At 66.0% G+C, this 16,237-nt stretch carries 13 protein-coding genes; all 13 read left to right on the forward strand.

Annotation, left to right across the window (positions count from 1 at the left end; all coding sequences use genetic code 11):
- The first annotated feature begins 13 nt into the window (after window positions 1-13).
- The 13 genes from KQH53_03015 to KQH53_03075 all read left to right on the forward strand — a co-directional run bounded on the left by KQH53_03015 (window position 14) and on the right by KQH53_03075 (window position 16,164).
- Window positions 14-1,336: a (Fe-S)-binding protein gene (locus KQH53_03015; GenBank protein MCB2225623.1), complete on the forward strand. Its 1,323-nt coding sequence runs from the start codon at window positions 14-16 to the stop codon at window positions 1,334-1,336.
- A 253-nt stretch (window positions 1,337-1,589) separates the two neighbouring features.
- The gene (locus KQH53_03020; GenBank protein ID MCB2225624.1) at window positions 1,590-2,792 is read left to right on the forward strand and encodes an ABC transporter substrate-binding protein; all 1,203 of its coding nucleotides are present in this window, start codon (window positions 1,590-1,592) and stop codon (window positions 2,790-2,792) included.
- 113 nt (window positions 2,793-2,905) lie between these two features.
- The gene (locus KQH53_03025) at window positions 2,906-3,775 is read left to right on the forward strand and encodes a branched-chain amino acid ABC transporter permease (GenBank protein ID MCB2225625.1); all 870 of its coding nucleotides are present in this window, start codon (window positions 2,906-2,908) and stop codon (window positions 3,773-3,775) included.
- On the forward strand, window positions 3,768-4,784 hold the full coding sequence (locus KQH53_03030) for a branched-chain amino acid ABC transporter permease (GenBank protein MCB2225626.1): 1,017 nt from the start codon (window positions 3,768-3,770) through the stop codon (window positions 4,782-4,784). The genes KQH53_03025 and KQH53_03030 overlap by 8 nt, the downstream gene beginning before the upstream one ends.
- A gap of 3 nt (window positions 4,785-4,787) precedes the next feature.
- Window positions 4,788-5,561: an ABC transporter ATP-binding protein gene (locus KQH53_03035; GenBank protein MCB2225627.1), complete on the forward strand. Its 774-nt coding sequence runs from the start codon at window positions 4,788-4,790 to the stop codon at window positions 5,559-5,561.
- 22 nt (window positions 5,562-5,583) lie between these two features.
- A complete protein-coding gene (locus KQH53_03040; protein MCB2225628.1) occupies window positions 5,584-6,288 on the forward strand; it encodes an ABC transporter ATP-binding protein in 705 nt (234 codons plus the stop codon).
- A gap of 81 nt (window positions 6,289-6,369) precedes the next feature.
- Window positions 6,370-7,386 carry a hypothetical protein gene (locus tag KQH53_03045; protein MCB2225629.1) on the forward strand — a complete coding sequence of 339 codons (1,017 nt, stop codon included), beginning with the start codon at window positions 6,370-6,372 and terminating at the stop codon, window positions 7,384-7,386.
- 98 nt (window positions 7,387-7,484) lie between these two features.
- Complete coding sequence (locus tag KQH53_03050; protein MCB2225630.1) at window positions 7,485-8,546, forward strand: arginase family protein; 1,062 nt, start codon at window positions 7,485-7,487, stop codon at window positions 8,544-8,546.
- Entirely contained in the window at window positions 8,543-10,936 is a 2,394-nt protein-coding gene (locus tag KQH53_03055; GenBank protein ID MCB2225631.1) for a PAS domain S-box protein, read from the forward strand. The genes KQH53_03050 and KQH53_03055 overlap by 4 nt, the downstream gene beginning before the upstream one ends.
- A 235-nt stretch (window positions 10,937-11,171) precedes the next feature.
- Window positions 11,172-12,125 (forward strand): hypothetical protein, encoded by a 954-nt coding sequence (locus KQH53_03060; protein ID MCB2225632.1) that lies wholly within the window; start codon window positions 11,172-11,174, stop codon window positions 12,123-12,125.
- A gap of 55 nt (window positions 12,126-12,180) precedes the next feature.
- Window positions 12,181-13,227 (forward strand): hypothetical protein, encoded by a 1,047-nt coding sequence (locus KQH53_03065; protein ID MCB2225633.1) that lies wholly within the window; start codon window positions 12,181-12,183, stop codon window positions 13,225-13,227.
- An 81-nt stretch (window positions 13,228-13,308) separates the two neighbouring features.
- On the forward strand, window positions 13,309-13,986 hold the full coding sequence (locus KQH53_03070; protein ID MCB2225634.1) for a cobalamin-dependent protein: 678 nt from the start codon (window positions 13,309-13,311) through the stop codon (window positions 13,984-13,986).
- A 102-nt stretch (window positions 13,987-14,088) separates the two neighbouring features.
- Window positions 14,089-16,164 (forward strand): DUF4445 domain-containing protein, encoded by a 2,076-nt coding sequence (locus KQH53_03075; protein ID MCB2225635.1) that lies wholly within the window; start codon window positions 14,089-14,091, stop codon window positions 16,162-16,164.
- The last annotated feature ends 73 nt before the right edge of the window (window positions 16,165-16,237 follow it).

A 16,237-nucleotide genomic window follows, 5' to 3' on the forward strand; every position in this document is an offset into this window, starting at 1 on the left:
GGGGAGCAAGATCATGGAATGGGATATCGCCAGCCTGGAAGACCTGGAACATTACATTTGGCGCTGCACCGCTTGCGGAACCTGCAAGGTCGCCTATGACTTCGGCCCCCCGGCCACCTGCGCCCCCATCTGCCCGGCGGGCACCGAGTTCGGCTTCGAGGGCAACATGTCCTCCAAGGGCAAGATCGCCTTTGCCCGGGGCATCCTGGACGGAACCCTGGAGTTCGACGAGGACCTCTTAAACGACATCTACCGCTGCACCATCTGCGCCGGCTGCCAGAACCAGTGCCAACTGGACCACAAGCCCTTCATCCCCGAGATCATGGAGGCCATGCGGCGCAAGGCGGTGGAGCAGGGCGTGGGGCCCCTGCCCCTGCACAAGAACCTGACCAGGTCGCTGAAGAACTACAACAACCCCTATCAGGGCCCGCGCCGCCTGCGCACCGACTGGACCCGGCCTTTCAAGAAGGCCAAGAAGCCCATCAAGAACATTATGAAGGAGCCCGCGCCCACCCTGTTCTACGTGGGCTGCACCGGGGCCTTCAACCAGGGCGCCCGGCCCATCCCCACCGCCACGGCCAGCCTGTTCCAGAAGCTGGGCCTGGACTTCGGCATCCTGGGCGAGAACGAGGTCTGCTGCGGCTCCACGGCCATGCGCGTGGGCGACGCCGAGGAGTTCAAGCGCCTGGCCACCCACAACCTGGAGCTGTTCAAGAAGCTGCACGACGAGCAGGGAGTGGAGACCATCATCACCTCCTGCGCCGGCTGCTACCGGGCCATCAAGAAGGACTACATCCTCTCCAGCGACTACGACAAGATGATGGACGGCATCCGGGTGGTGCACACCGCCCAGTATTTGCACGAGCTGTTGCAAAAGGGCGAGCTGCCCATCGAGGGCGAGCTGGCCATGAAGGTGACCTACCACGACCCCTGCCACATCGGCCGCCACCTGAACAAGTTCGAGGTGGACGACGACGGCAGCCAGCTCTGGCCCGGCGCCTACCTGGGCATGAGCGAGGAGGACTGCGTCTACGAGGAGCCGCGTGAGCTCCTCAAGGCCATCCCCGGGGTGGAGTTCATGGAGATGGAGCGCAACCGCTCCAACAGCTTCTGCTGCGGCGGCGGCGGCGGGGTGATGACCGGCTTCGGCGACTGGGCCGCCAAGAACGCGGGCCTGCGGGTGGAAGAAGGCATGGGCACCGGGGCCGAGGTAATGGCCTCCACCTGCCCCTTCTGTCACTTCAATCTGAATAGCGGCGCCCAGCGCATCCAGAGCTCCATGAAGATCCAAGACGTGGTGGAGCTTTTGGACCAGGTGATTCCCGCCAAGGACTAGAACAACCGGCGGGCCGGGTCTACTTGGGAGGGTGCCCGGCCCCCTGAAGCAACATCAAAGGGCGACAAGGAGGTTTCTGAAGCAAAGCGAGCCTTAAAATCTACGTCCGCCGGCCGGGAGCACACCATAGTGACTCTCAGCCAGTCTCCTCCGGCGGCCCAATATAGGGCAACGCGATAAGCGGCGTTCCGGGTCCGGGCCAAGGTGGCCCCGCCCGAAGCCGCCGCCTGGGTTCTCTTAAAGGAGGGGAGTTATGAAACGGATGTTGATTATTGGGGCCAGCCTGTTGCTGGCTCTGGCCCTGGCCGTGCCGGCCGTGGCCGCCGATCCGGTCAAGATCGGCGTGTTGGTGCCGCTGACCGGCATCGTGGCCAACGGCGGCAAGGAGATGGCCAACGGCATCGACATGGCGGCCAAGGACAAGAAGACCTTGTTGGGCCGTCCCATCAAGCTCATCGTGGAGGACACCCGGGTCAAACCGGCCGTGGCGGTATCCAAGGCCGAAAAGCTGGTCTACCAGGACAAGTCCGTGGCCCTGATCGGCGTGTTCAGCTCCGGCGTGGGCCTGGCCCTGGCCAAGAACATCGACAAGCTCAACGTGCCCTTTGTCTCCACCCACGTGATGACCACCAAGTTCTACGGCCTCAACCCCCTGGTGTTCCGCTCCGGGCAGCTGGCCAACGACCAGACCGCGGTGGGCAACGTGGAGGGCATCCTGGCCACCCCGGACCTCAAGAATCGCAAGTACTACGTGCTGGTGCATGATTATTCCTGGGGCCACGACGCGGCCAAGCGCTTTATCGCCCTGGCCAAGGCCAAGGGCGTGCAGGTGGTTAACCCGGACTTCGACAAGGCCCCCATCAAGACCAAGAACTGGTCCACCTACATCTCCAAGATCAAGGCCAGTGGCGCCAACGGCATCTACATCGCCCTGATCACCGACGTCATCCCCCGGTTCATGAAGCAGGCCACCGAGTTCGGCCTGATGAAGACCTGCCGCCTGGTTTCCGGCGCCGCTCCCGGCGCGGTGGACCTGGAGAACGCGGGCCTGGCCGGCGTGGGCATCTTCGGCGCCAGCGACTACGCCTGGGACCTGGAGAACTTCCCCGGCTACCAAGCCAAGGCCAAGGACTGGAACACCCGCTACTACAAGATGTACAAGGCCATCCCCTGCGACGCGGCCGCGCACAGCTATGTCGGGGCCATGAACCTGTTCAAGGCCATCGAGAAGGCCGGCAGCACCGATCCGCAGAAGATCGCCGCCGCCATCCGGGGCATCAGCTACGACGGCCCCTACGGCAAGGTCTACATCTGCCCCGGCGACAACTGCATGCGCAACGACGCCGTGCTGACCGAGACCGTCAAGGCCCCCAAGAATCCCTACGGGGCCACCATCTACATGAAGGTCTTGAAGGTCTTCCCGGCCAAGGAACTGGGCCCGCCCTGCAAGCAGTAGGCGAGGCGGTTTCCTGAAGGCTTAAACCGAACGGGAGGATGGGCGGGGGCCCCCGGGCCCCTTCCCCTCCTCCCTCACCACGGCCACCCCGGGGTAGGCAAGGTAATTAAGGCATGTTCGCAATCACGGTAGACATCATCCTCAACAGCCTGGTCCTGGGCGGCATCTTCGTCATCATGGGCGTCGGGCTAAACATCATCTACGGCCTGAACCGGGTGATGAACCTGGCCCACGGCGCGCTCTACGCCCTGGGGGCCTATTTCGGCTACACCGTGGTGTCCGCGGGAGGCAACTACTTCCTGGCTTTCATCGCCGCCCCCATCCTGGTGGGCGTGCTGGGCCTGATCATCGAGCGGGTGCTTATCACCCCCATGCGCAAGCGCTCCATGATCTACACCCTGATCCTCACCTACGGCCTGATGTTCGTCATCGACGGCCTGATCAAATTTTTCTGGGGGGTGGAGACCCGCTTCATCCACCTGCCCGAGTTCATGCAGGGGTCGGTGAGCCTGGGTTCGGCCTCCTATCCGGTGTTCAGACTAGTGATCCTCATCGGCATCGCGGCGGTGGTGGCCGCCCTGATGCTTTTGCTGGGGCGCACCAGGCTGGGCATCAACATGCGCGCCGCCTCCGAGATCCCCGAGATGGTCTCCGCCTGCGGCGTGAACGTGCGCGGGGTGCAGATCTCGGGCTTCGTGCTGGGCTGCATGATGGCCGGCACCGCCGGGGTCCTGGCCGGCCCGCTGTTCACCGTCTTCCCCATCATGGGCCACGACATGCTCATCAGCTCTTTCGTGGTGGTGGTCATCGGCGGTCTGGGCAGCCTGCGGGGGGCGGTGATCGCCGCCCTCATGATCGGGTTCGTGCAAACCCTGGCCGAGTTCTTCATCACCGAGATGGCCATGGTCATCGTGTACATGCTCATGGCGCTCATTCTGGTCATCAAACCGCTGGGAATCTTGGGAGAGGGTAAGTTTGAGTAACATGGAGCAAGCAGCGCCCCGCTCACTGATGATGCAGCGCCTGGGCGGCGGCAAGGCCATGTGGATCACCACCGCGGCGGCGGTGGTGATACTGGCCGTGCTGCCCTTTGTCCTGCCCAACCGTTTTTACATCCGCCTGGTCAACGAGATCATGATCTACGGTCTGTTGGCCATGAGCCTGGACGTTCTGTTGGGCTACACCGGTCTGCTGTCGTTCATGCACAACGCCTATCTGGGCCTGGGGGCCTATGCCACCGGCCTGTTCATGATCCACATCTGGCCCGAAAGCATCTGGATTTCCATGCTGGTGGGCACCGTGTTCACCATGGCCGTGGCCCTGCCCGTGGGCTGGGTGCAGGTGCGCACCGGAGGCCTGGCCTTCGCCCTGCTCACCTTGTCCTTCGGCATGATGTTCTACACCGTGGCCTGGAAGTGGTACGACCTCACCGGCGGGGACGACGGCCTCATGGGCCTGCCCCAGCCGATGATCAGCCTGTTCGGCATCGACCTGGCATCCAGCGGCAACTCCACGGCGATCTATCTGTTCACCCTGGGGGTGCTGCTCATGTGCTTCCTGTTCACCTGGCGGGTGATCCACTCCCCCCTGGGGGCGGTGTTGGAGGCCATCCGCGAGAACGAGGAGCGGGCCAGCTTCGTGGGCATCAACGTGCGGCGCTACAAGCTCATCGGCTGGATGTTGGCCTGCGGCCTGGCCGGGGTGGCCGGCAGCATCTACATCCTCTACCGGGGCTACACCGGCCCGGGGGTCATGGGCGCCTTCGAGGGGGCCGGGGTGCTGATGATGGTCCTGTTGGGCGGCATGGGCACCCTGTGGGGGCCCTTCATCGGGGCGGCCCTGTTCATCGTCTTGAAGGACCAGCTCAGCTCCTGGACCCAGGACTGGGAGATATTCATCGGGGCCATCGTGATCCTCCTGGTGCTCTTCTTGCCCAAGGGGGTGGCCGGGCTGCCCGCCTTGTTCCAGAAAAGCCCGGGCGGGGAGGGCTAGGACATGAGCCACGAAGTAGTCCTAACCACCCAAGACCTATCGCGCGCCTTTGGCGGCGTGTTGGCCGTGAACCTGGTGAACCTCGAGGTCAAGGACAAGCTGGTGCAGTCGGTGATCGGCCCCAACGGCGCGGGCAAGACCACCCTGATCAACACCATCACCGGCCGCCTGGCCGCCAGCAGCGGCAAGGTGCTCTACGGCGACAAGGACATCACCCGGCGGCCCATCCACCACCGCGTGAAGATGGGCATCAGCCGCACCTTCCAGATCACCAGCATCTTCATGGGCCTGAGCGTGTGGGAGAACGTGCGCATCGCGGTGCAGAGCCATCTGGGCGGCTCGCTGCGCATCCTGTCCTCCCGCCCCGGCCTCACCTCGGTCAACGACAAGACCGAGGCCATCCTCAAGCGGGTGGGCCTGTACAAACTGGCCAAGCGGCCGGCCAACCTCTTGGCCCACGGCGACCAGCGGGTCTTGGAAGTGGCCATCTCCCTGGCCAGCGACCCCAGGGTGCTCTTTTTGGACGAGCCCGCCGCGGGCATGAGCCCGGCGGAGACCGACCAGGTGAGCGACCTCATCGCCGACCTGGGAACCGAGATGGCCGTGGTCTTGGTGGAGCACGACATGGAGGTGGTGATGAAGATCAGCCACCACATCATCGTGTTGCACCAGGGCGGGGTGATCGCGCGGGGCACCCCCCGGGAGATCGCCTCCAACCAGGAGGTCAAGGACGCCTATCTGGGCGGCGACGACTGGGCGCCGCTGAGCAGCGTGTGAGCAGCCAAGGCAGGAACAAGAGATGATCAAGCTGGAAGGCATCGACACCTATTACGGCACCAGCCACGTGATCCAGGACCTGAGCCTGGAGGTGAACACCGGCGAGGCGGTGAGCATCCTGGGGCGCAACGGGGTGGGCAAGACCACCACCATGCGCTCCATCATCGGCCTGACCCCGCCCAAGCGCGGCCGCGTGCTGATCAACGGCACCGACGTGCGCGGCTGGCCGCCCCACAAGATCGTGCGCCTGGGGGTGGCCTACGTGCCCGCCGAGCGCCACATCTTCCCGGACCTGAGCGTGGAGGAGAACCTCATCCTGGCCCAGGGCCAGGGAGGCGGCGAGGGCGACTGGAGCCTGGAGAAGGTCTACGAGTACTTCCCGGTGCTGGGCCAGCGCCGCCGCTCCGGGGGCACCAAGCTCTCCGGTGGCGAGCAGCAGATGCTGGCCATCGGCCGGGCCCTGATGGGCAACCCCACCATCATGCTCCTGGACGAGCCGAGCCAGGGCCTTAGCCCCATCCTGGTGGCCAAGGTGGCCTCCATCGTGAGCGACCTCTGCTCCCAGCACGGCATCACGCTCTTGCTGGTGGAGCAGAACTTCCGCATCGCCCTGGCCATGGCCGGGCGGCACTACCTGATGGGCACCAAGAGCAAGCTGCAAGGCGAGGTCGGCTCCGCCGAGATCATCGAGGACCAGGAGCTGATCAAGCGCACCCTGGCCATCTAAACCCGAGTTTCTCCCGGCCGCCGGGCCCTGGGCGAGAGTCCGGCCGCCGGTCATGCCAATCGTCAAGCTCCGGAGGTGAGCATGAATCTAAAAGAACGCGTCATGAACAAGCTGATGGGCAAGGAAGTGGACATGACCCCGGTGGGCTGCACCACCACCTACGCGGTGGTGGGCCTGGGCGAAACCATCGGCAAGGCCCGGCCCGAGGCCGACCTGGACCCCAAGACCATGGCCCAGTGGGCCCTGGCCGCGCCCAAGGAGCTGGGCTGGGAGTGGGTCAAGGCCATGGGCTGGGACATCATCCCCCTGTCCGAGGCCCTGGGGGTGGAGCTGGGCATGCCCACCCCCGACACCCAGTATTACGTCAAGGGCCACCCCTACGCCGAGAGCCTGGACGGCCTGGAGTTCCCCAGCGACTTCCTGAGCCGGGGCCGCTTCCCGGTGTACAAGGAGCAGTTCCGCATCATCAAGGACGCCATCGGCGACGACATGGCCGTGTTCGGCGAGTCCGAGGGGGCCTTCACCGCGGCGGCCAACCTGGTGGGCACCGAGAGCTTTATGAGGTGGTGCTTCAAGGCCAAGGACAAGGTGGAGCAGGTGTTGGAGGTGACCAAGGAGGCGGCTATCGCGGCGGCCAACTTCGCCTTCGACCAGGGCGCGGACTACTATGTCTTTGCCGAGCCCACCTCGGGCCCGGCTCTCCTTAGCCCCCGCATGTACAAGCAGATCGTGCTGCCCCTGGAGCAGGAGATCATAAGCAAGGTGAAGGGGCCGGTGGTGCTGCACATCTGCGCCAACACCGACGCCATCATCGAGATGATGTGCGACACCGGCGCGGTGGGCCTGTCCATCGAGGAAAAGGCCGACATGAAGCGCGCCGCCGAGATCGCGCACGAAAAAGGCAAGGTGGTCTTCGGCAACGTGGCCAGCGCCACCACCCTGTTCAACGGCACGCCGGAGGCCTGCTACCAGGAGTGCACCCAGGCCCTGGAAAACGGCACCGACTTCCTTTGCCCGGGCTGTGGGGTGGCCCCGCTCTCGCCCATGGAAAACCTCATGCAACTGCGCAAGGCCCGGGACGATTACTTCTCCCGTTAAACGGGGCCATCCCATTCACCATTGCCGCCCCCGTCCGCCGGAGCCCCGGCGCGGCGGGGGCGTTGTCTTGCCCCCCACCCGGGGGTTATAAAGCAGTGATGAGTTCTGAAACCAAGATAGCCTTCCTGGGCTCGGCCCTGGACCCGGACGAGCGCGAGCCCGCCCTGGCCGAGAAGCTGGCCAGCCTGGGGGCCACCCCGCCCAGCCCCTACCAGGCGGTGATGGCCCACATCCGCCGCGAGGTGGGCCCCGAGCGCTTCCGCGAGCTGGGCGAGGCCCCGTCCCCGGCCTGGCTTTTGCCCAGCCCCGATCCGGCCTCGGCCGGGGAGCTGAGCCTGGAGGCCATGGTGGGCTTCATCGACTCCGACGGCTGCCGCCGGGCGGCGGGCGAGGTGGCCGCCCTGGCCGAGACGGCCGGGGAGGACGCGCCCTGCCTCATCGCCACGGACCACAGCCAGGCCGGGGGGATCATCGCGGAGCTCAGCCGCCGCCTGGGGCCGGAGAACCTCTCCGTGGTGGTCTTGGACGCGCACACCGACGCTATACCCATGAGCGCGGTGGCCGGGGCTGTGGCTTATGACCTGGGCCACAACCCCGACAGCCTCTACGACCCCCACGACCCCTTTTTGCGCGGGCGGCCCGACTCCTACAACGCCTCCAGCTTTTTGGGCTGCCTGCTGGACGAGGGCGCGGTGTTGGCCAAGAACCTGTATCTCCTGGGCGTGGCCGACTGGCCGCCCAAGAAGGCCCTGCGCATCAAGGACCCGGGCATGAAGGCCTACACCGGGGCCTACGCCCGTTTGCCCCGCCTGGGGGTGGGGGTGGCCACCCGGAGCGACCTGGCCGGAGGCGGGGACAAGCTGGCCGCGCTCTTGAAACGCATCAAGACGCCCTATGTGTACGTGTCCCTGGACCTGGACGTGGGCGCGGGCGAGGCCACCGAGGCGGTGCGCTTCAACGACCGCCGGGGCTTAGGAACCGCGAGCCTGATCCGGCTGGCCAAAAGCCTGCGGGGGCTCATCGAGAGCGGCCCGGCCCTGGCGGGCATGGACCTGAGCGAGCTGAACCCCCGCCACCCCGGCCGGGAGGAGGCCGCCCGCCTGGGGGCGGACCTCATCGAGATCATCGCGCTGGGCCTGGAGCCGGGAGGCAAGCCATGACCCGCCTGATGTGGCTGGGCCCGGCGCAGCCGGGGCGCGAAGAGCTGCTGGAGGCGCTCAGCGGTTCCCTGCCCGGCCTGGAGCCGTCCCTGGAGCCCGAGCTGGAGGCCGGGCTGGAGCGCCTGGGCAGCGAGCCCACTGCCTGGCCGGTGGTGGTGGCCGACCTTCGGGGCGCGGGCTGGGGGGCCGGGGGCGTGCTGCCCCGCATCCGGCAGATCAGCCCGGATATCGAGGTGCTGCTTTTGCTCCGGGCCTCGCCCGCCTGGAGCGGCGAGGAGCTGGCCGGCCAGGGCGAGCCCATGATGCTCTGCGACCCCATCAGCCCGGCCGGGCTGGTCAGCGCGGTGGGCAAGCTTCTTGAGCTGGCCCGCTTGCGCCGCCGCTTGGGCCAGCTCAAGCAGAGCCAGGCGGGCCGCCTGGGCCTGGCCCGGCACAACGCGGAGACCGCCCTGAATCTGCTCTACCGCATGGGCGGGGTGGGCATCGTGGCCCTGAGGCGCGACGGCCTGGTGGCCCTGTACGACAGCGAGGTGCGCCGCCTCACCGGCTCGGTGCCCGGCGAGCGCACCCAGGTGGGCGACTGGCTGGCGGGCATCCTGGCCGACTCGTCCCAGGTGGACAAGGTGTTGGCCGCCTTGGAGCAGGCCTGGGCCCGGGGCGCGGCGCGGGGCGAGATCAGCCTCAGCCTGGCCACCCCGGCCGGGGCGGGCCGCCGCCTGGCCATGCGCATTCTGGTGATGGTGGGCGACCAGGGCGACCCCCGCCAGCTGGTCATGTTGCTCTACGATCCCTCGGAGCGCAGCGCCATTTTGGAGTACGAGCGCCTCCTGGCCTCCCCCGAGCTGGGGGCCTATGCCTACTACCCGGAGCTTGGCTTCGCCCGCTTCAACCTGGCCGCCCTGGCCCTGCTCAACCAATCCTTCGGCCTGGAGCTGGGGCCGGGCGAGGTGCTGGGCCGTCACCCGGCCGAGCTGCCCCTGCCCCCGGAGGCGGCCAAGGCCTGGCAGGGCCTGCTGGACCTGGCCGCCGCGGGCCGCAACCTGAGCGACCCGCCTCCCCTGGGCCTGGCGGGGCAGCGTTTGTTTGGCCATGCCCTCTTGGCCCCGGTGGAGCGCGAGGCCGAGGGGCCCGGCGTGACCGCCTGGGTGCGCCCTCCCCGGCCCGAGCCCCAGGAAGGCCCCACCGCGCGGGGCGGCAGCCTGGCGGGCTACGCCCTGGACGCCCTGCCCAACGCCCTGATGCTCCTGGAGGCGGTGCGGGGCGAGGACGGGGCGGTCCTGGACTTCCAGGCCCCCTGGGTGAACCCGGCGGCCTGGCGGCTGCTGGGGCGGGTGGACTTCTTCTCCCCCGGCCTGGGCCTGGCCGAGCTGTTCGTGGACGGCGCGGCCCGGGAGCGCATCTTCCGCGAGGCGGCCTCGGTGGCCGAGCTGGGCGGCCCGGCCGAGATCGAGATCGGGGTGCGCCTGCCCCGGGCCAGCTCGGAGAGCCGATTGGTGAACTTCTGGATCGGCCGGGTGGGCCGGGGGGTGGCGCTGCGCATGGCGGACGTGACCGTGCAGCGCGAGGCCGAGCGGCGCCAGCGGCAATACGCCCATATCTTCCACCACATGGAAGAGGCGATCATCGTCACCGACCTGGCAGGGATCATCATCGACTGGAACCCGGCGTCCGAGAAGATGTTCGGCTACCGCAAGGACGAGGTGCTGGGCAAGGACACCCGGATGCTCATGCCCGAAGCCCGCTCCCGGGAGCTGGCCCGCCACGGGGCCAAGGTGGTGCGCGACGGCGACGTGTGGAAGGGCGAGTACGAGTTCCAGCGGCGGGACGGCTCGCGGGGCATGGGCTCGTCGGTGATGGCACTCTTGAAGGACGACGGGGGGCGCGCCTACGGCACCGTGGGCCTGGCCCGCGACGTTACCCAGCGCCGCCGCTTGCAGGACAACCTGACCGTGAAAAGCCGGGAGCTGCAAGAGAAGAACACCGCCCTGAACACCCTGCTACGCCACGCCGAGGAGGAGCGCCTCCGGGCCTGCCAGGCGGTGGCCTCGGACGTGGGCAAGCGTATAACCCAGCGTATTCACCAGCTTTTGGACCACGCCGACTCGGCGGAGCTGGTGCGGGAGATGGCCGGGCTCCTGCTCACCGACCTGGGCCAGCGCCCGGCCAGCGATAAGGTGGACCCATCCGACCCCATCCTGCGCCTCACCGAAAAGGAGATGGAGGTGGCCCGCCTGATCCGGGCGGGCAAGACCAGCGAGCAGATCGCCGCCATGCTGGGCAAGAGCCCGGACACGGTGCGTTTGCAACGCATTTCCATCCGAAAAAAGTTGGGCCTCAAGGGCCGCGACAAAAATCTGGTCAACTACCTGAATAGAGTGGACTTAATCTAGCAATCCCCTCCCAACCGCCTCCCAATCATAGACTTATATAGACTTTATGTAGACTTGACGGCCGTAGGCGGCTTTTTTCATTATTACTTCGCACAATAAATTTTTTAGACCGGGACCGGGTTCTCGGCACGCTGCGCACCTGCCCCACACCCTGCGCGACACATCAAAGCACCGAGGGCGGCGCCCCCCAAGGGCACCCCGATTCCGGCAACTCCACCAGAGGGAGGGAGGGTCGATGTTTCGTTTTGAAACCGAGCAAAAAGTAGTCGAGGTGGGGGGTGTCAAGTTCGGCGGCCAGCCGGGACAATTCCCCACCGTGGTCGTGCCCTCCATCTTCCAAAAGGGCGACAAGGTTTTCGAGGGGGCCAAGCGCAAGGACGGCTTCAACGAGGCCAAGGCCACCGAGATCATCAAGCAGGCCGAGAAGATCTCCGCCGAGGCCGGGGTGCCGGTGATGGCCGACATCGTGGCCAACACCGGCAAGGAGTTCCAGACCTTCATCGACTTCTTCACCAGCGTCACGGACATGCCTTTCTGCATCGACGCCTGGGTGATGAAGCCCAAGCTGGAGGGCGTGGCCTACTGCGCCGAAAAGGGCCTGTTGGACCGCATGTTCTACAACAGCCTCACCGTGTGGGAGGAGGATCTGGAGACCGAGATCAAGGAGATCAGCGACATGGGCGTGAAGCACGTGTTGCTGGTGGCCTTTGACATGGCCGACCAGATGCCCACCGGCCGCATCTCCGGCACCCAGAAGCTCCTGGACGCCATCGACAAGGTGGGGGCCAAGTTCGAGTCCATGTTCGTGGACACCTCGGTGATGAACGGCCCGGCCACCGGCCTGTGCTCCCTGGCCAACAAGCTGGTCAAGGAGAAGTGGGGCCTGCCCGCGGGCAGCGCGCCCAGTAACGGCTCCTACATGTGGAAGGCCGCCCGCGAGATGTGGGGCTTCAAGGGCTGGGCGGGCAGCGACGCCGCCCTGGAGGGCCTGAGCGCCTGTCTGTACCACGACATCATCTTCAGCGGCCCCATGGCCGGCTCGGACCGGGTGATCCCGGCGGTGGCCATGGCCAACGCCTACGAGGCCACCATGGTCTTCGGCGAGCACAAGGAGCTGCCGGTGGACCCCAACCATCCCCTGTACAAGTGCTTCCCCGAGTTCGTGGAGCAGCTCAAGGGCATGATCTAAATCCCGCGCCCCCAGGCGGGCCGGCCAATCTTTTTCGGAGAGAGGACAAAGCTCTATGACCCCCAAGGAACGGGTACAGAAATTTTTCAAGAAGGAGCCCATCGACACCATGCCGGTGTTCTCGGGCATGGGCACCGTGACCATCCAGGCCATCGAGAAGATGGGGGTGCGCTTCGCCGAGATCCACACCGACGCCGAGCTCATGGGCAAATCGGCCATGACCAGCGCCGAGATGTGGGGCTTCGACGGCGTGGTGGTGCCCTATGACATGTGCATCCCGGCCGAGGCCATGGGCCGCGGGGCCACCCTCTACGCCGACGTGGAGGGCATCCTCTACCCCACCGTGCCCACCAAGTGGGCCACCCTGGACGATGTGGAGCTGCCCGACGACTACCAAAGCCTTTTCGGTGAGGCGCGCATGCCGGTGGTGGACGGAGCGCTCAAGTACTGCCTGGACTATGACGGCGGCAAGTACGCGGTGGGCGGCTGGACCCTGGGGCCCTTCACCCTGGGCGGCCAGATAATGGAGCTGGACGTGCTGCTGAAGGGCTTGGCCAAGGACAAGAAGCGGGTCACCGCCTTTTTGGAGTCCATGACCGAGTACGTCATCGCCATGGCCAAGCACTACCAGGACCTGGGCGTGGACTACATCAGCATCCGCGAGATGGGCTCGGGCACCGACCTGCTCTCCCCCCGCATGTGGAAGACCCTGATCAAGCCCAACCTGGAAAAGGTCTTCGCGGCGCTGGACGTGCCCACGGTGAACCACATCTGCGGCGGCACCGACCTGATCATCGAGATGATGGGCGACTGCGGGGCCGACGCGGTGAGCGTGGACCAGAAGAACAACGTGGTGGCCAGCCGCGAGAAACTGGGTCCCGACGCCCTTATCCTGGGCAACTTCGACCCCTACAAGACCCTGGTCACCATGGACGCGGCCGACGTGGACGCGGTGATCAAGGGCTGCGTGGACGCCGGAGTAGACGCGGTGTGGCCCGGCTGCGACATCTGGCCCGATGTTAAGGCCGAGAACATGAAGGCCTACGTGGAAGCAGTTCACAAGTACGGCGATGCCCCCACCTCGGCGGTGGGCCGCCTGTAAACCAACTTACGCCCGGCCCCCGGACGCGGGGGCCGGGAGCCGCGAGGCACAAACCTTTTCTGCAGGGAAGGATTCGGAATCATGAGCGAGGAAAGAGTCAACGAGCTTCTGAAGGAGCTGCACGAGGGCGTGGTGGAGTACGACGAGGAGCGCGTGGTGGAAGCATCCAACGCCGTCCTGGCCGAGGGCCACAACGTGTACAACGCGGTGATGAACGGCCTGGCCTCGGGCATGGAAGAGGTGGGCGAGCTTTATGACCAGCAGGAGTACTTCGTGCCCGAGCTTCTGATGTGCGCCGATGCCCTCTACGCGGGCCTGGACATCTTGAAGCCCCACATCGACCCGGCCGACGTGGGCAGCAGCGGGGCCAAGGGCCAGGTGGTCTTGGGCTCCATCCAGGGCGACGTGCACGACATCGGCAAGAACATCATCAAGATGATGTTCGAGGTGGCCGGCTTCACGGTGTACGACCTGGGCCGCGACGTGCCCCTGGAGAACTTCGTGGAGGAGCAGCTCAAGACCGACAGCGAGATCGTGGCCATGAGCGCCATGATGACCACCACCATGATGGGCATGAAAAAGGTGGTGGAGATGATCAAGGAAAAGAACCCCAACGTGCAGATCATGCTGGGCGGGGCTCCGGTGACCGGCGACATAGCCGACCTGTTCGGCGCCGACGGCTATGCCGAGAGCGCGGGCAACGCGGTGCAGGAAGCGGTCAAGATGGTGGCCAGCCTGCGCAAGCTGCAAAGCGAGTAACCATTCCGGCCGGGGGGGCCACTGCCCCGCCCCTCCGGCCTGGTCCGACCAATCGCGTCTGGGTGGCACCAGGCCGGCACAGGCCAACTCGGGAGACAGTTCATGGAAAAAACTACCGCCAAGGTGATCTTTCAGCCCTCGGGCCGCCGGGGCGAGGTGGAGACCGGCATCAACCTCATCGAGGCCTCGCGCCAGCTGGGCGTGGACATCGAGGCGCTCTGCGGCGAGAAGAAGGTCTGTGGCAAGTGCAGGGTGCGCATCGAGACCGGCACCTTTCAGAAGTACGGCGTCACCTCCGGCCTGGAGCACGTGAGCGACTGGCAAAAAGAGGAGGACAAGTTCATCACCCCGGCCGAGCGGGAGCTGGGCTTCCGCCTGGCCTGCGCGGCCAAGGTGACCGGCGACCTGTTGGTCTTCGTGCCCGAGGAGTCGCGGGCCGGCAAGCAGGTGGTCTCCAAGGCGGCGCGGGACATCCCCATCGACTGGAACCCCGCCGTGCGCCTCTACACCGTGACCTGTGAACCCCCCACCTTCGAGGAGCCCACCGCGGACTTCGAGCGGGTCTGCGCCGAGCTGGAGAAGAACTTCGACCTGAAGGGCCTCAGGGGCGACCTGTTCGCTCTGCGCAAGCTGCCGAACGCCATCCGCAAGGGCAAATGGACCGTCACCGTGGCGGTGTGGCAGGGCTCGGAGATCATCAACTTCTGGCCCGGCGAGGTGACCGACTACTACGGCATCGCGGTGGACATCGGCACCACCACCATCGCGGCCTACATGTGCAACCTGGCCGACATGAAGGTGATCGACACCGTTTCCATGATGAACCCGCAGTGTAAGTACGGCGAGGACGTCATGGCCCGCATCACCTATCATCAGATGACCCCCGGTGGCCTCAAGCGCATGAGCGACGATCTCATCGAGGGGCTCAACACCCTGATCAAGCAGGCCTGCACCAACACCCACCCGCCGCTGAAGAAAAAGAAAGACGAGAACGGCAAGGTGGTCAAGGACGCCGAGGGCAACCCCGAGCTGGTGGAGGCCCCCGAGGAAGGCGTGGAGTATCTGCGCCTGGAGCCCGGCGACATCATGGACATGACCTTCGGCTGCAACACGGCCATGCACCACATCTTCCTGCAACTGGACCCCGAACCGGTGGGGCTGGCCCCCTTCCCGCCGGTGATCCACCACAGCCTGGACCTGAAGGCCCGCGACCTGGGCCTGGGCATCAACCCCGGCTCCTACGTGTTTGTCCTGCCCAACGAGGCCGGCTTCGTGGGGGCGGACAACGTGTGCGTGCTGGTGGCCGAGGAGCCCCAGAAGAGCGAGCAGATGGCCCTGATCATCGACATCGGGACCAACGGCGAGCTGGTCCTGGGCAACAAGAAGAAACTCATCTCCAGCTCCTGCGCCACGGGCCCGGCCCTGGAAGGGGCCCAGCTCTCCTGCGGCATGCGGGCGGCCCCCGGGGCCATCGAGCGCATCACCATCGACCCCGACACCCACGAGGTGGACTACAAGGTGATCGGGCGTGAAGCCTGGAGAAGCTTCAGCGAAGCCAAGGATATGCAGACCAAGGGCATCTGCGGCTCGGGCATCCTGGACGTGCTGGCCGAGCTCTACTCCAGCGGGGTGGTGGCCAAGAGCGGGCGCTTCGCCAAGGAGCAGAAGTCCAACCGTTTCCGCTCCAACCCGGAAAACCCGCGCCAGAAGGAATTCGTCATCGCCTGGGCCGAGGACACCTCCATCGGCAAGGACGTGGTGATCACCCAGAAGGACATCCGCCAGATCCAGCTGGGCAAGGGCGCGCTCTACACCGGCTGCAAGCTGATGATGCGCCGCATGGGTATCGAAAAGGTAGACACGGTCAAGATCGCCGGGGCCTTCGGCACCCACGTGGACAAGGCCAAGGCCCTGGCCATGGGCCTGTTCCCGGACTGCGACCTGGAGATGGTGATGAGCGTGGGCAACGCGGCCGGCGACGGGGCCCGCGCCGCCCTGCTGGACATGGGCCGCCGCGACGAGGCAGACTGGATCGCCAGGAACGTGGAGTACATCGAGCTGACCGTGGAAAAGGACTTTGAGCAGCAATTCATGGAGTCCATGCAGCTGCCCCACATGACCGACGAGTTCCCCCATCTGGAAGGCGTGGTGCGGCCAGAGATTTTGCACCAGAAATAAGATCGTCCGGCATCAAGGCAAGCCTCCGGGGCGCCCCCCGGCCTCCGGAGGCGACACATCATGGCTGGGAGGG

The organism is Desulfarculaceae bacterium (assembly GCA_020444545.1).
GTDB lineage: Bacteria > Desulfobacterota > Desulfarculia > Desulfarculales > Desulfarculaceae > Desulfoferula.

Bases quoted from the DNA above. Each gene is read 5' to 3' on its own strand.
- KQH53_03050 (MCB2225630.1), top strand. From the start codon at position 7,485: ATGAGTTCTGAAACCAAGATAGCCTTCCTGGGCTCGGCCCTGGACCCG.
- KQH53_03055 (MCB2225631.1), top strand. From the start codon at position 8,543: ATGACCCGCCTGATGTGGCTGGGCCCGGCGCAGCCGGGGCGCGAAGAG.
- KQH53_03070 (MCB2225634.1), top strand. From the start codon at position 13,309: ATGAGCGAGGAAAGAGTCAACGAGCTTCTGAAGGAGCTGCACGAGGGC.
- KQH53_03040 (MCB2225628.1), top strand. From the start codon at position 5,584: ATGATCAAGCTGGAAGGCATCGACACCTATTACGGCACCAGCCACGTG.
- KQH53_03035 (MCB2225627.1), top strand. From the start codon at position 4,788: ATGAGCCACGAAGTAGTCCTAACCACCCAAGACCTATCGCGCGCCTTT.
- KQH53_03060 (MCB2225632.1), top strand. From the start codon at position 11,172: ATGTTTCGTTTTGAAACCGAGCAAAAAGTAGTCGAGGTGGGGGGTGTC.
- KQH53_03065 (MCB2225633.1), top strand. From the start codon at position 12,181: ATGACCCCCAAGGAACGGGTACAGAAATTTTTCAAGAAGGAGCCCATC.
- KQH53_03015 (MCB2225623.1), top strand. From the start codon at position 14: ATGGAATGGGATATCGCCAGCCTGGAAGACCTGGAACATTACATTTGG.
- KQH53_03020 (MCB2225624.1), top strand. From the start codon at position 1,590: ATGAAACGGATGTTGATTATTGGGGCCAGCCTGTTGCTGGCTCTGGCC.
- KQH53_03025 (MCB2225625.1), top strand. From the start codon at position 2,906: ATGTTCGCAATCACGGTAGACATCATCCTCAACAGCCTGGTCCTGGGC.
- KQH53_03075 (MCB2225635.1), top strand. From the start codon at position 14,089: ATGGAAAAAACTACCGCCAAGGTGATCTTTCAGCCCTCGGGCCGCCGG.
- KQH53_03045 (MCB2225629.1), top strand. From the start codon at position 6,370: ATGAATCTAAAAGAACGCGTCATGAACAAGCTGATGGGCAAGGAAGTG.